A 15807-nucleotide genomic window follows, 5' to 3' on the forward strand; every position below is an offset into this window, starting at 1 on the left:
ATTGCTTTTATAAAATCTTTAAGGAAGAAAGCGCATCAGCCATTTCTTGTCCGTAAACTGACCAGGGTCTTAGTCGCGCTTTATTTTGAGCTGCCAAACCTACTCGTTCTATGCTTTGTGGATTTTTAAGTATTTTGACGATACTATTTCTAATGGCTTCTGCAGAACCGGCAGGAACAATCCAGCCATCTTCGTCATTTGTAATTAAATCCGGTCCGGCGGTACGTTCTGTAGTTATAACAGGAAGTCCTTGTGACATTGCTTCTGTAATTACCAAACCAAAACCTTCAAAAAGTGACGGAAAAATAAATACGTCGTTCTCCCGCATACAGGCTAACACTTCATCATGAGAAAGAGACGGAATCCATTTGTGCTTTGCCAGAGCTACATTCAATACATTGCAATTCGGAACCACTTTTCGGCCTACAACAGTGAGCTCGACTTCGTTTTGCATTTCTTCAACCGCATCAAACAAATAGGAAAGTCCTTTTCGTTGTGATAAACCTCCTATAAATAGAATTTTGAGTTTTCGATTATCGAGTGGCTCGTACTTTTTCTTTTCGGTAACATCGGGAAATCCATAGGGAATAACCTTTATTTCCGGCAATTGACCTGAAAATTTTTCTAATGTTTTTTTGGTAAAAGTACTGGCGACAAAAACAACATCTGCCAACGCTATTTCCGCATCTTTTTTCTGCAATTTTTGAGGTGAATCGTTAAAACCCGTAAGTGTATTGGACCAATCGGGATTGGTATCAAATTCTTTTTGCAGTAACAAACGCGCACTTTTCCAGTAACCAATTGGTAAATCGTATATACAATAAAGTCCTATTTTTTTTGCCGCTTTAAAAGTAGATAATGCTCCGTCTTCATAAGCATAAACACCCAAAAGTCCTTGTTTTTTGGCTTTAATCAAATGAGTAGAAACCCAGTGATCATGCTTTTCATAAACTCTGTCGATACAAAAAAATCCTTCTTCGTGTTGTATCAAAAATTTCAAATTAAGCTTTGCCGATAATAAGCGGCCTAATTCATAAAAAGACCTGGATTTTGTGTAAGGCTTCCATGCTGTATCTAAACTTCTTCTTTTTAGATCTTTTAGTTTGGGTATGCCGGCTAACTTATATAAGATTTGATTCGGAAATATTGCAATGGAGGTTTTTACTTTAAAAAGAAGTTTATTTTTTAATAAACCTGTTACTAAATTTTTTGAATTTGCATTTAAAGTCGGATGAGAAAGTAATAACGTCATACTAATGAAATTGAATTGATAAACTGCGATTCGATATTGTATAAAACTGCTGATTCAGGTTTAATGGGAATTATGCTTAGATTATCTTTTTCATATTTAATTATTTGCGGTATAACATATTGCCCTTTTGTTGGGGTCCATTCGCGGGAAACACAAATAATATTTATTTCATGTTCTTTGTAAGCTGCATAAACACCGCTTTTTTCGGTTTGATAATAAGGTGTTGTTGATATTCCAAAATCACTGTTTTTGAGTACTTGCGATATTGTGTTTTCAGGCTGTTTTCCCAATACTTCATATTGTATGTTATAATATTCAAGTATTGCCATATAATTGGAGAGTTCCGGACCATTTTTTCCAATGAATACAAACTTTATTGGCTTATAGAACTTTTCTGAATTTCGTACGAGATCATACGCAAAATCTTCAAAAGGTGCACCATTGTGAATCGTACCAAATAAAACAAACTGAGAAAACTCATTGGCTTGTTTTTTTAACGCCGTCAAGGGTATATTACCGCAAATAGGCAAAACTTCTGCACTAATATTATGAGATTTCAAAAAGACCTGATACAACTTATTTTGTGTGTTAACAGCTGGTCTTTTTGTATTGTGAATTATTCTTTTGGCTATCAATTGCTGTAACTTTCCAATTATTTTATGGATTACAGAAGATTCAATGTCTATGCCTAACCACAATTCATGAAACATAATATGCCACTTATGATTTCCTCTTATTTTTTTTAATAATGAAGGCAGCCAAAAAGGCAATCCTTTAGGATTAAAACTATAAGGAACATATTGCAGCGAAATCCAATCGGGCTGAAAATCTTTTAAAACAGATTGTAACCAGATTAATCGTTGTTCATCCGGAGTTTCTACCGGTATTCGATGTACCGTTACGGCTGTATCTTCTACTATTTGATTTTCGCTGGTAAAAAAAATGATCTGATCGCATAAGGATACAATTTGAGCTTGATGACCAGATCTTATAAGCTTACCACACAAGCGACGTGTATAATCACCAACGCCATCATTGCTAATCTCGGCAGAGCCGCAAATGAAAAGTATATCCATATTTTTAATTTAGTTATTGATTGTATAAATAAATCGGGCATTGATGTAGTAATCTTAGGGGAGGGTAATCGCAATATTCATGATTTGATTGCCAAAAAATATCCTGATTACTTTTTTAATTTTGTCTTAAGATATTTTTTTTCAGATATTTTGAAATACGGTACGTTTTGTTGAAACCTTTGCCAATAAAATTGACCACCGGAAATATTTTAGGATACTGATTTCGAATTAAATGCATAAACTTTTCAATTCCTTTTTTACCTCTCCAGCTTCCGTTTATTAAATGAATGGCGTAGGATTCTTTATTTAAATAAATTGAATTTCCAACCAATATATGCGAAGAAAGAATTAGCATATTTTCGCTCAGAATCTGTTCTTTATCCTGATAAGTATAGCCGTATTTTTCGGCAATTGGAGTTATAACATATCCTATTATAACCTTTTTGAGATCCATCGTTTTATCAGCTCCAAATAATTCTAAATTATTGTACTGTTCTAAACATTCTTTTATATACGGATGGTTGGGTACAGCGGCAAATATGGCTCCCTGCACCGCAAAACCCGCTATTGGCGCCCCCGCTATTTTGGGCAAAAAGGAAGCATTTAACTGTTGCATTCCTCCGGCTTCTTCAAACAATCCGGGATGTATTTCATGAGCGCTAAAAAAATCATAAGCAAACCACGATTCTTTAAAAGGTCTCAGAATCTTAACATCTGAATCTAAGTACAGTCCTCCTTCTGTGTATATGGCATATAATCGAATGTAATCTGCAGCGAAAGCCCATTTTTTGGCCGCAATGGCCTCTTTTACAAAAGGAACGGAATCAAAATCAAAACTATCCTTGTTCCATATTCGAATCTTGAATTCGGGCAGATAAATTTTCCAGGTAGCCATACACTCTTTTATAAATGGAGTGTATTCTTCTCCACTAAACCAACAAATGTGTATTGTCTTTGGAATCATAATTTTTATTTTATTCGTTTAAAAAAGCTATTTTTCATAAAAACTTTGACTGTTGATGTTCTCCCTTTTTTAAAAGGACAATATTGTAGGTAAAAAACAAAACTGTTTGTACTAATGAAACTATTGCTAAAGCTATATTGAGGAACAAAACACCTTTTAAACTGCTTAAATCTAATAGTGAAGAAAAAACGATGATTGATACAAAATTCAGTAAGATTGCCAATACAGGGGACATTGCCCAGCCTCTTGCACTATATAGGTTAAAAACTACTCCGCCCAGCAATACAATGCAATTGCTAATAATACTTAGTAACAATTCAAAATGTAAATCTTTATAAGAATCTCCCAGTAACCATAGAATTGGAGTAGGAAATAAATACACTGTTAGAACAATACCGACTGTCAGTACTAGCAAAAGCCCCATAATTTGCAGGAAACGATTAAAAAGCAAGTATTTATTTGGTTCTAACTTTGCAAAACGCGGAATAATTAAGGTTGCAATTAGCACATTAAAAATAGATAACATCACGCTAACTCTGCTTAAAGCACCTAATTGCGCCAGAGAACTTGTATTGCCAAAAATAGAGACCAGCCAAATCGTAATTTGACCCGAAAAACAATAATAAATAGAGGTTGGCAAAATACGTTTTACTAAACTCAACATTTCTTTTCGGGCTTCTTTATCGGGTTCTTGTTCCTTTTCTGCCATAGTATGAACTATTTTTCGCAAACCAATATTTCCCCAAATGCGCGGGATTCCTGCGGCCAGCACGGCTACAAAAGCCCAGGGAAAAACAAACATGCTGATACCTGAAAGAAACAACCGCACCACTCCTACTTCTATCTGATTGCGCTGTAAGGGTACAATGGTCTGGTTTAGTTTTGGAATAATTTCTAATAAGGAATCAGACAAGGTTGCATAAAAGGCAGGAATCAGTGCTATTGCAATGAGCAGCGCCATCATCCAGCTGGCATTATTGTGAAGCAAAAGATAAAACAAAATAGGTACTGATACAAAGAGACTTGCCATTGCAAATTTTCTTCTTAAATCTAAACCAGTGGCTAAAACAACTCCCATTTCTTTTTTACTGCGCCACACTTTTCCTCCCTGCGCCATTACTCCCGGAACGATTCCACCGTCAGCAAGTACTGCCATCATTCCCAACATGGTGTTCGCTAAAGTATAATAAGCATATTCCTGAACAGTCAGCAAACGGATTATTAAAATACCCGAAGCAAATCCTAAAGCCTGTATTATAATTTGAGTGCTTCCGGTAATCGAGAGTAGTTTCCCCCAGCTAATGACGGTATTATATTTAGAATGTTGTCTGAATTTGATCAAGATGTTTTTCAAGGAATGGAAATAAAATAGTTTAACAATCGTTTTTTATGTAATGGATAAGTTTACCCTTTTCCAATTCCCTTAATCTGAAAACCAATTGTCGTTAATTTTTTCACATCCAGAATATTACGTCCGTCAAATACAAAAGCAGGTTTGTACATGTTGCTGTAAATGCTTTCCCAGTCATACGTTTTAAACTCATCCCATTCTGTCAATACCGCTACGGCATGAGTAAGATCTAAAGCTTCGATTGCAGTTTGGTAAACAAAAATCTGTTGTAATTTTTGTTCAATTTTTTGATCTGTAACACCTTTTAACTCCCATAAATAGCGCATATCTGCTTTAATTTTTGTTTCAGAAACTTTTGGGTCGTATACATGAATTTCTGCTCCATCTTCTATTAAATGTTCTGCGACATAAATGGCAGCCGACTCACGCGTATCATTGGTGTTTTTTTTGAAAGCCCAGCCTAAAAAAGTGATCTTTTTTCCGCTTACCGTATTAAAAAGCGAGGTTATAATTTTTTTTGCAAAACGATACTTTTGGTAATCATTCAGAATAATAATCTGCTCCCAGTAATTCGCCACTTCCGGCAGATTAAAGTAACGGCACAAATACACCAGGTTTAAAATATCTTTCTGAAAACAAGAACCTCCAAAACCTACCGAAGCTTTAAGGAATTTAGAACCAATTCTACTATCCGTTCCTATTGCGTTGGCAACCTCATCAACATCGGCTTCTGTGACTTCGCATAAAGCAGATAAGGCATTAATTGAAGAAATTCGTTGTGCTAAGAATGCATTGGCAGTTAATTTTGATAATTCTGATGACCAGACATTCGTAGTTAAAATTTGTTCCGGTGACAACCAATGTGCATAAATATCGACGAGAGACTGAATAGCTCTTTGACCACTTTCTGTCTGTTTTCCTCCAATTAAAACCCTATCCGCATAAAATAAATCATTGATTGCGGTTCCTTCTGCCAAAAACTCGGGATTAGAAAGTACTTCAAATTTTACACCGTTGCCGGTATGATCTAAAATGGTCTGCAGCGTTTCAGCTGTTCGCACCGGCAACGTTGATTTTTCGACTATAATTTTATCGTTTTTTGCAATTCTCGCTATTTGTCTGGCGCATAACTCGACAAATTTTAGATCCGCCGCCATTCCTTTACCTTCACCATAGGTTTTGGTTGGCGTGTTTACCGATATAAAAATCATATCTGCAGCTTCGATTGCCAATTCTACTTCTGTTGAAAAAAACAAATTTCGACCTCTTGCTTCCCGAACTACATCGGCAAGTCCGGGTTCATAAATAGGCAGTTTATCCAGATCTTCGTCATTCCATGCTAAAATTCGCTCTTTATTTAAATCTACCACAGTCACTTTAATTTCAGGACATTTTAATGCAATAACAGACATGGTTGGCCCGCCCACATAGCCGGCACCAAGACAACAGATATTTTTTATTTTCATTTAAAATTATTTTTAATGCAAAAAAATGGGTTCACTACTTCGCTTCGCGGGTTATTCAAAATAATTCAGAACAGTATAACCGGACTCTTTAAGATGCTGCTCTTTTCTCATGACTATTAAATCAGATTGCATCATTTCTTTTACCAAGGCGGGCAAATCATATTGACACTCCCATCCCAGCTTAGTTCGGGCTTTTGTAGCATCACCAATTAATAAATCTACTTCTGTAGGTCTAAAATATTGCGGATCTACAGCCAGCACTTCTTTACCAATTTCAAGCTGATAATCAGGATTGCTGCAATATTTTACAAAGCCTTTTTCGGCAACGCCTATACCTTTAAATTCTACTTCAATACCTACTTCGGCAAAACTCATGCGCACAAATTCACGAACGGGAGTTGTAACTCCGGTAGCAATGACCCAGTCTTCAGCTTCTTCCGCCTGTAAAATCATCCACATCATTCGTACATAATCTTTGGCGTGTCCCCAATCGCGTTTAGCATCCAGATTTCCTAAGTATAATTTGTCCTGTAGTCCCAAAGCTATTCTCGAAGCGGCTCTGGTAATTTTGCGGGTTACAAAAGTTTCTCCCCGAATGGGTGATTCATGGTTAAACAAGATACCGTTGCAGGCATACATTCCATACGCTTCTCTATAGTTTACGGTAATCCAGTACGCATACATTTTGGCCACTGCATAAGGCGAACGCGGATAAAATGGTGTTGTTTCGGTTTGAGGAACTTGCTGTACTTTGCCATAAAGCTCTGAGGTCGATGCCTGATAAATTCGGGTCTTTTTTTCTAATCCCAGCAAACGAACTGCATCCAAAAGTCTCAAAGTTCCTAATCCATCTGCATTTCCTGTATACTCAGGAGTTTCAAACGAAACAGCTACGTGACTCATAGCAGCCAGATTATAAATTTCATCAGGCTGAATTTCCTGAATCAATCGGGTCAGATTTGTACTGTCCGTCATATCACCATAATGCAAAATGAAATTTCTGTTTTTTACATAAGGATCCTGGTATAAATGATCTATTCGATCTGTATTGAATAAAGAAGTACGTCTTTTTAATCCGTGTACTATATAGCCTTTTTCAAGTAAAAATTCGCTTAAGTAGGCGCCGTCTTGTCCTGTAACACCCGTAATAAAAGCAGTTTTTTGTATTGGATTCATAATGTTCGTATAAGGCACAAAGGCATTGTGTTGCAAAGTCGCAAGGTTTATAAATTTGTAACGATAAGTTTTTAAAGGAAGGTTAGATAGTGGTAAATGAAGTGTTATTGATAAACCTTTTCTTTTAGATTTTCAATATTCTCTAAAAACCAATTGTAGGTTTTTTGGATTCCCTTTTCTAGATCAATTTGGTGCCTCCATCCAATGTTGTGCATTTTGGCAACATCTAGTAATTTTCGTGGTGTTCCGTCCGGTTTGCTGTCGTCCCAAATAATCTGTCCGGTATGTCCAACAATTTTTTGAATGGTAACGGCCAGCTCTTTTACGCTTAAATCTTCTCCGGTACCCACATTATACAAATGCCCCGGAAGCTGATTTTCTAAAGCAAAAACTACTGCTTCTGCCATATCATCTACAAATAGAAATTCACGCATGGGTTTACCTGTTCCCCAAAGTATAACGGATGCATTGTTATTTTCTTTGGCTTCATGAAATTTACGAATCATAGCCGGCAAAACATGAGAACTGCTTAAGTCAAAATTATCATGAGTACCATACAAATTGGTAGGCATCAAACTCACAAAATCTTTTTTGTATTGCTTGCGTATCGCCTGACATAATTTTACTCCTGTAATTTTAGCCAGAGCATACCACTCATTTGTACTTTCTAAGGAAGCTGTTAGTAAATATTCTTCTTTTAGAGGCTGTAACGCTAATTTTGGGTAAATACACGAGCTACCTAAAAAGATAAACTTTTTCACTCCTAACTTATGCGCTTCGCTAATCAAGTTGTTTTGAATCTGCATATTCTCCATCAAAAACTGATAAGGAAAATCATTATTAGCCAAAATCCCGCCCACTTTTGCAGCAGCATCTATAATAATATCGGGTTTTACTTTTCGAAGAAAATCATGTACTTCCTCTTGTTCTCTTAAATCCAGTTCGTTGCTTGAAGCTCCTATGAGATTATGGTAACCTTTCGCATATAAGGTTCTCCAAATGGCACTTCCGACCATTCCTTTGTGTCCGGCAATATATATTGCAGCATTTTTATCGATCATGGCTGGAGTTTTTAAAAAAATTAAAAATCTATTATAATAAGGGAGAAGCAATTGCTTCTAATTGCTGGTAAATTTGTTTTACCTCTTGTGAATTTTCTTTTTGCAGCACCATTAAAGCATCGGAAGTATATATCAAAATACAATTTTTAACGCCTATAAAAGTGGTGTGCAGTGAAGTGCCGATGACAATATTTCTATTAACATCGATCGGATGGCCTTTTTGAACTAAATAATCATAAACGGATTCAAATGAACCCAGATCTGACCATTCAAAATGCGCAGGAATTACTTTGATACTGCTGCTTCGTTCCATTACGGCATAATCGATACTTATGGAAGGAATGTTGAGTGACAATTCATAATCCAGAAAACCATTATGATTTGCTTCCCAAGCTATTTTTGAAGCCAGATAAACGGCTGGTTCCTGTTTTTCGAGTTCTGCCAAAAACGTACTGGCTTTAAAACAAAAAAGTCCGCTATTCCAAAAGTAATTTCCCTTGTCAAGATAAGACGCTGCTGTATCGAAATCCGGTTTTTCGTGAAATGCAATTACATTTTCATTTTCGAATTCAATATAACCATAGCCTGTTTCGGGTTTCGTGGGTTTTATACCAAAAGTCACCAGATAATCCTGATTAGCCAATACAATGGCTTTCTGTAAAGCAGTATTGTACAAATTATTACCTTCTATAATATGGTCGGAAGGTGTAATAAGTAAAATATCTTCCGGTTTCGATGCAAAAGCTGCAAAGGCAATTGCTGCAGCTGTATTACGGGGAACCGCTTCGACAATATGAGTAAAAGGTCTTTTGATTTTGGCCATAATGGCATTACTCATTTTATAATTTTCAATATTCCCCACCACGATTGTTTTATTACAAACATTTTCACTGCGTGTAATTGTTTTTTCAAAAAGAGAATGTCCGTCAAAAAGTTCGAGATATTGTTTAGGGAATGTTTTTCTGGAAAGGGGCCACAATCTGCTGCCAATTCCTCCAGTTAAAACGACATGAGTAACAGAGATACTAATTGCCATTACTTTGTGTTAAAATTTCTTTCTGATATACTTCATGACGCAAATTGGTGCTCGAAAATCGATGGTCTCTTATATTATAGTACAATTCGATTTCTTTTTCCTCACAATAGGTTCTGCCTGTAAAATCGCGCTCTTTGTATTCTTTGCCAACAATGCGCACATCAATAGTAAAGGCTTTGAGGATATCTTCTAAATCCTGTTCTGTGGCATAAGGAACAATTTCATCTACAAACCTGCACGCTTTTAATTGTATGTAGCGTTCGACAACAGTTTGGGTTGGTTTATTTTTTGTTGGGCGATCCAGAGTAGGATCAGTCTGAAGACCAACTATTAGATAGTCACAATGCAATTTTGCATCTTCAAGCATTTTTACGTGCCCTGCATGTAACAAATCAAAAGCACTAAAGGTTATTCCAATTTTCATGTGATTACTGTTTTGGGTTAATAAGTTTGTTATGAATGGTATCGATAAAAACATTGTTAACCATTTTGTCTGGTTTCAATGTTTTTTTGAAAATCGAAAACGGGTTCCCCATCAATAGTTGCATTTTAACTATTCTTAAAGGAAAAAATAAAGGGTAAAAAAGAATGAAGGTTATTGTTCTTACTCAAGAGAAAATGATTTCAAAATCTAAAACAAACTGCAAAAAATCAGAATCAATTTTGTGGTTATAGCAACAACGTTAATTTATGTTAAAATTATAGCGAAACAATAGAGTAAATACTACATTTTCGTTGCTAAATATCCTAAATAAGGAGAATTTAACATAAAAAACAATAAAATTTTAGTGAATTACAAATTACATTGACAATATGTTTTTAGCATAAAAATACCGCTGAAACTGTAGAAAAAATGTTGAAAACACGATCTCTTATCTAAATTGACGAAACATTTCTTTTTGACAGAAAATTAAAATGCAGCTATTTCTCCTTTAAAAAACTTTCCACAGGATTGAATAAAGAAAAAGTAAATCCTACTAAAAAACATCACAACGCATTTTAATTTTAAAAAAAAGAAACACTATGAAATGGTATGTAGTATACACGAAATCCAAATGGGAAAAAAGAGCCGCAGCGCAATTAACAAAGTTCAATATAAATTGTTATTGTCCGCTGATTAAAAAAATTCAACAAAGATCGGATCGAAAAATAAAGGTCGAAGTTCCATTGTTCAATCATTATATATTTGTGCAATTACTGGAAAAGGATAGAAATATGGTATTTCAGTCTCCGGGAGTTTTGCGCTACCTATTTTGGTTAGGAAAACACGCTATCGTAAAAGATCATGAAATTGAGACTATTAAAGAATGGCTAAATAACGGAGACACTGCTCAGGAAATAATGGTGATGCAGTACCAGATTGGAGATAAGATACATTTGAATTCCGGTCCGTTTTGTGATCACACCGCTGTAGTTAAAGACATTACAAAAACGCATTATGTTTTGATTCTGGAGTCATTAGGGTATGTTTTAAAAATAAAACATAAATAAAAAACAAAATAAATATGTTTTAAAAATTTACAGATCTTAACTTTTTTATGAAGAAAGTCCCGGAATTATGATCTGTAATTTCAATTTTCTAAGTGGAAAACCTGGCTTTCTTTTATTCCTATAATCTTGACGAGTCTGTCTAATTTTGATAATTTAAGGTCGACCATTCCTTTTTCAATTTTTTCATAGTTTTTTATACTAATTTCCATTTGAATGGCAACATATTCAGGACTTTGATTGTTTTGCAATCGGTACTCTTTTATTTTTAAGTAGAACTTTTCCATAGCCGTATTTCTAATTATAATTTTAATTAATTTAAAGCTTATTGTATTATGCTATTCCTTCATTTTCTCTTTTGTCTCATTAAAAAAAAGTGCCACATTAAATTTAAATATAAATTCAATTGACACTTGTAAAACCTTTGAAATTTCAATCAATTTAGAAACTGTTAAATCGACATCTCCTCTTTCAATTTTGCCATAACCGCTGGTACTCATTTTTAATTCGGCTGCCACATATTCTCTGGTTAAATTTTTCAATTCTCTTATCTTTCTAATATTTTCGTATACGCTATATTTCATAAAACCAAAATATTACTAATTCTTATTTTAAACTCCTATGACCAAAATATTTATTAACTACCTGAGCTCTTTTATTCTATACTTTAATGTTAATTTTTAACATCTGTTAAAATAAATATTATTTTTATTATGATTCTTTTTGATTTTTATTTAAATGTAGTTAATAAATTTATTTTTTTGCAACAAATCGGTTTAACGTGTTTTTAAAACCGATTAAGTACATCTAATGGCAAATTACTGTTTGTAAGAATAAAAAAAGTGGATTAATCTGTATAATTTTATTCTCCTGAATAAGGAATAATCTAAAATTATTTGTAGGGTTAACGTGAGACGGTCAGACAAAATACACCCTACAAAAAAAATCCTTAAAATCACTAATTTATTCTTTAGGAACAATTAGAAATCTTAAGGATTATGTATTGAATTATTTCGCTTATTGCGTTACCAAAAGCTGAGGATAAGGATTAGAATCTGTATTTATAATTACAGTTGCTGTACCCTCTTTTATATTTACTAATTGTTTACTAAGCGAGGAATTTGCTTTAAACGTATTATTCATAAATACTCCGGAGTATTTACTATTATAATCTATATCTGTTTTCAGAGTGGTCATGTTTCCTGTTACGGTAGAATTTAAAATATAAGCATTTACAGTATTGTACTTTACAGATGAAAATAATGAACTTGCATCCGAAAAGGTAGAACCTTCAATATAAGACTTAGTTGCCTTAATCGTGGAGACTGTAACACTATTATTGTATAAATTACTACTATATAAAGAAATATCACCACTGATTATAATGTGCTTTCCTGTAAAACCTGTAAAATCACAATTAGCCGCTATCGGATAATTATTTTCAGCGAGATGAAGGGCAGTTTGTCCTCCGCTAAATTTACAATCTACCCAGGCATCTAAGTTATCCGGTCGTGTTGCCAGCATAGAAACACCCGTATTGCAATTTATAAACTGACTTCTGTAAAACATTGTTTTGTCGACAAAGCTGGAATTATCAGAAACACCACCCACAAGCGGCTCCTGAAAAAATCCTTTACTGCAGTTTACAAATGAAATATTGTCCAGGAAATTATTATCAAATCCTTTCATTTTATCTAAATGGATACCATTTGACTGATCTCTAAACACAACATACTTTAACCACACATACGCCATGTGTTGTGTTCCGAAGTTTTGCGAAGAATAAATTCCTTTACTTCCTCCTTGCAGTGTTAAGTGTGCTAATACAAAATTAGCATCCTGACCACCGGTAAGCGTTATCAATGGAAAGTTGTCTTTAAGACCTACAATAACAGTTTTACCTGTACCTTTTCCAACAATTCCATGTTTACTGTCGAGAGGAATTTTTAAAGTAGAATTAATATAAAAAATACCTTCCGGAAGTTCTGCAATACCGGACTTATTAATTAAATTCTGAATATAGGTAGTACTATCCGGTTTACCCACTCTGTCTGTTTTCCAGTTTGCACCCATTGGATCTGGCAATGTTTCCCACGATGGTCTGCTCCACGGCTTGTATTTAGTACCTAAAATAGCAGAACTTAGTTTTGAAGCTGTTGTTGTACTAGACATAGCAGCGCTTTGTTCGGCACTATTATACTTTACTGAATTCGTTTTGTCTAAATTTCCCCACAAATCAAATCCTGTAACTGTTCCGCTTGTTCTCTTGTAACCGCCCAAAGCAGCTACCATAATTACGTTGGTTCTTGTAGCTATTACATCAGACCCGGTATACAGTTTTTTATTCAGTATCGATACATTGGCTGCATCTATGTCATAAGCACCCGTTTTTACTGCTGAATAAGAATTTCCACCTCCAAAATCTGTAATCTTGATATTTCCCATATTGGTAGTTTTAAACATAGCCTTGGTTCCTGTTCCTTTAAGATTCCAGCCTTCTGCATCAATACCAACAAAATTTACAGATGCTAAGTTGTTAAGATCGCTTGTATCACCGTGCGGTGTTAGAAAATTGGTATGCAAATGCACATTACCATAACTTGGAGTTGTTGAATTTCCTTTCATCGTCAGTACCGTCGTTACACCTCCTGACTGATGCTTAATGAATTTATTGTTTCTAAAATAACCGGACTTGCTGCAGTCTATTATGATACGTCCTCCATAATTTATAAACGTATTGTTCTCAAACGTTGCATTGGTCGCCATCAAAGTCGCCCATTTAATCGATTTTATGGTACAGTTCGAAATTACTCCTCCAGCCTGAAGTGTTATCGTTTTATCTTGGGGCAGTAGATTTTCTAAAACAACTCCGCTGCTTCCTGCTGCGATTGTAATGTTCGATACTTTGGTCAAAGAGGGATATCCATAAAGTCGCTGATTGCTTTTCATAACAATATCAACACCTGTATAGTCTCCTTTTTCCAATCGTACACTACCATATTTATTTATAGCAGCCTGAATAGTGGCTTTTTGGGCAATAGGCAATAAGTAGGCTTTAAAATACTCAATCTCTTCCAATTGGTTATTCACACCTCCTGCAGCTATTTTTGCTCCTGAAGGTTTACCTGCCGCTACATCAAGTGAATATTGGTAGTTTTGAGAAAAAGCTACTGTTGAAAATAGTAAAAAATAAATTAGACTTCTCATTGTCCTGATATGATATATGAATTTAAACCTGTTTTTCTCAAAAACCCAAATCGTACGTCTCCAGTTTCACTGCTAAAGTGGGCACTACCGGCATCATTATAATTAAGTTGTACGCCAGAAGCTGCACTTACAGTTAAAATTGCACCGTTATGTGCTTCTAAATTAAGTGTTTCACCTACTTGCATATTCCTAAAATCAGCGGTTAAATTTAATGTTGCTGATGCGGTACACTCGATTGTATTGTTGACATCGGAAACCATTATATTTCGGCTGGTGTTAAAGGATACAATTAATGCTTTGACATTTGTAGTTGCTGAACCCACTAATCTTTCGGCCGTTTTTGCATGTAATGCATAAGGAACGCTCAAAAGTTGTGTTATTCCTATAATGTTATAATTGGATCCGCCCGTTATATCGACTTGTGTTTCTATAAAATAAGGTCCTCTTTCCCAGGCAATTTTACTAAAATCACCTGTAATAATAGTTCCTTTTCCAATTTCAAGGGAAATAAGACCGTTGTTATTTGTAGTACCCGAGTGCGTTTCCTGATAAACATTCGTACCTGATGAACTGCCTTGGTGTATAATAACTTTAAGACTTATTTGAGAATTAAGCACAAGACTGTTGTCTTGTGCTCTAATGATTGCCTGATAACTCATTTTTTCCGGTGCTTGTGCAAAAACCTTTAGAGTAACAGTAACGAATAATAATAGGATAGTAAGCGCAATTTTCATGTTTTAACGTTTTAGTATTTTAAATGTTTTCAAAACCTGATCATCAATATATACAGTAAGTATATAAATAGCGGAGCCAAGAGTACTTAAACTAATTGGAGTTTCAGATTCAGTAATTGTGTTTTGCTTTAGCAGCCTTCCCTGCATGTCATAAAGCTTGTAGTGCTTTTTTCCATAATCTAACTCAAGCCCATTCAGGCTTAGATTAACATAATCTGTTGTTGGATTTGGAAAAATAAAAAGTTCTGCTCTAGATGTTTCCGGCATTCCTAAAGTTTTTTCCGTTTGCTGATGCTGTATTCCCTGAGCAACATTGTAGACTGATTCTCCGATGTAGGTGTAGAATACCTGTCCAATTGTGTAGGTAACAGATCCGGAAGTTCCACTTGCAGTGCTGCCAGATGCTACTAAACTTGTCATATTATCTGCATTTTGGCATATTCCTTTAAAAGAGAAAAACAAGAGCGTGATAATGAGTAGGTTAATTGTTTTTAAATTGATATACTTCACAGTTTTAGGGGTTATTTTTTTACACCGCGAAAATATTTAATTAGGATATAAAAGCCGATAAAAGTACTTTTATTTCCGATAAACGACACAAAAACGAACTCATTAACAGCTATTTACCTATATAAAAAATAAGATTTTCTGATTATTTTGTCCTTTATTCCTGCATCAGAATGACAAATTTTTAAGTCATGAAATAGCAAAAATGAAACATTTTGTATTTTCCGTATAAAGAAGATTATACTACATTACAACGCTTATTTACTCCTTACCATATATTGGAGGATGCGTTTTACTAAATTGTCACTATAAGTCCGGATTTTATTTTATTTCATAATTATACGGTACAACAATAAAGTATCTGCTACTTAATTAACATTTAATAAGTTAATTATCAATTATTTACATCCAAAAAACATGATTTATGAGCTCTTTTTCACCTATTATCCTTTTCACGGTGAAATTGGTCTTAAAAAGGAAATATTGGCT

Annotated in this window: 15 protein-coding genes; 1 reads left to right on the forward strand and 14 read right to left on the reverse strand. The window is 34.7% G+C overall.

Going from position 1 to position 15807, the window contains the following annotated elements; translation table 11 throughout:
• Positions 1 to 7: 7 nt before the first annotated feature.
• From B0A66_RS14650 to B0A66_RS14690, 9 genes are all read right to left on the reverse strand, one after another.
• Positions 8 to 1252, reverse strand: coding sequence for a glycosyltransferase family 4 protein (locus B0A66_RS14650; RefSeq protein ID WP_089050596.1), 1245 nt, complete (start codon positions 1250 to 1252; stop codon positions 8 to 10).
• Complete coding sequence (locus tag B0A66_RS14655; RefSeq protein WP_089050597.1) at positions 1249 to 2328, reverse strand: glycosyltransferase; 1080 nt, start codon at positions 2326 to 2328, stop codon at positions 1249 to 1251. The genes B0A66_RS14650 and B0A66_RS14655 overlap by 4 nt, the downstream gene beginning before the upstream one ends.
• Before the next feature lie 115 nt (positions 2329 to 2443).
• Positions 2444 to 3292 (reverse strand): glycosyltransferase family 32 protein, encoded by an 849-nt coding sequence (locus tag B0A66_RS14660; RefSeq protein WP_089050598.1) that lies wholly within the window; start codon positions 3290 to 3292, stop codon positions 2444 to 2446.
• Between the two features lie 34 nt (positions 3293 to 3326).
• Positions 3327 to 4646, reverse strand: coding sequence for an MATE family efflux transporter (locus B0A66_RS14665; protein WP_123868246.1), 1320 nt, complete (start codon positions 4644 to 4646; stop codon positions 3327 to 3329).
• Between the two features lie 50 nt (positions 4647 to 4696).
• Positions 4697 to 6109 (reverse strand): UDP-glucose 6-dehydrogenase, encoded by a 1413-nt coding sequence (locus B0A66_RS14670; RefSeq protein ID WP_089050600.1) that lies wholly within the window; start codon positions 6107 to 6109, stop codon positions 4697 to 4699.
• Between the two features lie 51 nt (positions 6110 to 6160).
• A complete protein-coding gene (gene gmd, locus B0A66_RS14675; RefSeq protein ID WP_089050601.1) occupies positions 6161 to 7285 on the reverse strand; it encodes a GDP-mannose 4,6-dehydratase in 1125 nt (374 codons plus the stop codon).
• Positions 7286 to 7389: 104 nt separating this feature from the next.
• Positions 7390 to 8346, reverse strand: coding sequence for a GDP-L-fucose synthase family protein (locus tag B0A66_RS14680; RefSeq protein ID WP_089050602.1), 957 nt, complete (start codon positions 8344 to 8346; stop codon positions 7390 to 7392).
• 31 nt (positions 8347 to 8377) lie between these two features.
• Positions 8378 to 9382, reverse strand: a complete 1005-nt coding sequence (locus tag B0A66_RS14685) for a mannose-1-phosphate guanylyltransferase (protein WP_089050603.1) — start codon at positions 9380 to 9382, stop codon at positions 8378 to 8380.
• Positions 9372 to 9806 (reverse strand): adenylyltransferase/cytidyltransferase family protein, encoded by a 435-nt coding sequence (locus tag B0A66_RS14690; protein WP_089050640.1) that lies wholly within the window; start codon positions 9804 to 9806, stop codon positions 9372 to 9374. Before B0A66_RS14690 ends, B0A66_RS14685 begins: the two co-directional genes overlap by 11 nt.
• A gap of 599 nt (positions 9807 to 10405) precedes the next feature.
• Here B0A66_RS14690 and B0A66_RS14695 point away from each other — a divergent pair.
• On the forward strand, positions 10406 to 10873 hold the full coding sequence (locus B0A66_RS14695; protein WP_089050604.1) for a UpxY family transcription antiterminator: 468 nt from the start codon (positions 10406 to 10408) through the stop codon (positions 10871 to 10873).
• Positions 10874 to 10953: 80 nt separating this feature from the next.
• On the opposite strand, the gene B0A66_RS14700 is transcribed toward B0A66_RS14695, so the two are convergent.
• The 5 genes from B0A66_RS14700 to B0A66_RS14720 form a co-directional block, all read right to left on the reverse strand.
• Positions 10954 to 11157 carry a helix-turn-helix domain-containing protein gene (locus B0A66_RS14700; RefSeq protein ID WP_089050605.1) on the reverse strand — a complete coding sequence of 68 codons (204 nt, stop codon included), beginning with the start codon at positions 11155 to 11157 and terminating at the stop codon, positions 10954 to 10956.
• A 51-nt stretch (positions 11158 to 11208) separates the two neighbouring features.
• Positions 11209 to 11454 (reverse strand): helix-turn-helix domain-containing protein, encoded by a 246-nt coding sequence (locus tag B0A66_RS14705; RefSeq protein ID WP_089050606.1) that lies wholly within the window; start codon positions 11452 to 11454, stop codon positions 11209 to 11211.
• Between the two features lie 433 nt (positions 11455 to 11887).
• On the reverse strand, positions 11888 to 14077 hold the full coding sequence (locus B0A66_RS14710) for a hypothetical protein (RefSeq protein WP_089050607.1): 2190 nt from the start codon (positions 14075 to 14077) through the stop codon (positions 11888 to 11890).
• Entirely contained in the window at positions 14074 to 14811 is a 738-nt protein-coding gene (locus B0A66_RS14715; RefSeq protein ID WP_089050608.1) for a hypothetical protein, read from the reverse strand. Before B0A66_RS14715 ends, B0A66_RS14710 begins: the two co-directional genes overlap by 4 nt.
• A 3-nt stretch (positions 14812 to 14814) precedes the next feature.
• On the reverse strand, positions 14815 to 15231 hold the full coding sequence (locus tag B0A66_RS14720; RefSeq protein ID WP_089050609.1) for a T9SS type A sorting domain-containing protein: 417 nt from the start codon (positions 15229 to 15231) through the stop codon (positions 14815 to 14817).
• Positions 15232 to 15807 lie beyond the last annotated feature (576 nt).

Origin of the sequence: Flavobacterium hercynium, from assembly GCF_002217285.1 — a bacterium.
Taxonomy (GTDB): Bacteria; Bacteroidota; Bacteroidia; order Flavobacteriales; family Flavobacteriaceae; genus Flavobacterium; species Flavobacterium hercynium.

What these genes read in the sequence shown, in the direction of transcription:
- B0A66_RS14705 (WP_089050606.1), bottom strand. Translation starts at nt 11,454, where the DNA reads ATGAAATATAGCGTATACGAAAATATTAGAAAGATAAGAGAATTGAAA.
- B0A66_RS14710 (WP_089050607.1), bottom strand. Translation starts at nt 14,077, where the DNA reads ATGAGAAGTCTAATTTATTTTTTACTATTTTCAACAGTAGCTTTTTCT.
- B0A66_RS14670 (WP_089050600.1), bottom strand. Translation starts at nt 6,109, where the DNA reads ATGAAAATAAAAAATATCTGTTGTCTTGGTGCCGGCTATGTGGGCGGG.
- B0A66_RS14680 (WP_089050602.1), bottom strand. Translation starts at nt 8,346, where the DNA reads ATGATCGATAAAAATGCTGCAATATATATTGCCGGACACAAAGGAATG.
- B0A66_RS14685 (WP_089050603.1), bottom strand. Translation starts at nt 9,382, where the DNA reads ATGGCAATTAGTATCTCTGTTACTCATGTCGTTTTAACTGGAGGAATT.
- B0A66_RS14655 (WP_089050597.1), bottom strand. Translation starts at nt 2,328, where the DNA reads ATGGATATACTTTTCATTTGCGGCTCTGCCGAGATTAGCAATGATGGC.
- B0A66_RS14700 (WP_089050605.1), bottom strand. Translation starts at nt 11,157, where the DNA reads ATGGAAAAGTTCTACTTAAAAATAAAAGAGTACCGATTGCAAAACAAT.
- B0A66_RS14695 (WP_089050604.1), top strand. Translation starts at nt 10,406, where the DNA reads ATGAAATGGTATGTAGTATACACGAAATCCAAATGGGAAAAAAGAGCC.
- B0A66_RS14720 (WP_089050609.1), bottom strand. Translation starts at nt 15,231, where the DNA reads ATGACAAGTTTAGTAGCATCTGGCAGCACTGCAAGTGGAACTTCCGGA.
- B0A66_RS14660 (WP_089050598.1), bottom strand. Translation starts at nt 3,292, where the DNA reads ATGATTCCAAAGACAATACACATTTGTTGGTTTAGTGGAGAAGAATAC.
- B0A66_RS14690 (WP_089050640.1), bottom strand. Translation starts at nt 9,806, where the DNA reads ATGAAAATTGGAATAACCTTTAGTGCTTTTGATTTGTTACATGCAGGG.
- B0A66_RS14715 (WP_089050608.1), bottom strand. Translation starts at nt 14,811, where the DNA reads ATGAAAATTGCGCTTACTATCCTATTATTATTCGTTACTGTTACTCTA.
- gmd (WP_089050601.1), bottom strand. Translation starts at nt 7,285, where the DNA reads ATGAATCCAATACAAAAAACTGCTTTTATTACGGGTGTTACAGGACAA.
- B0A66_RS14650 (WP_089050596.1), bottom strand. Translation starts at nt 1,252, where the DNA reads ATGACGTTATTACTTTCTCATCCGACTTTAAATGCAAATTCAAAAAAT.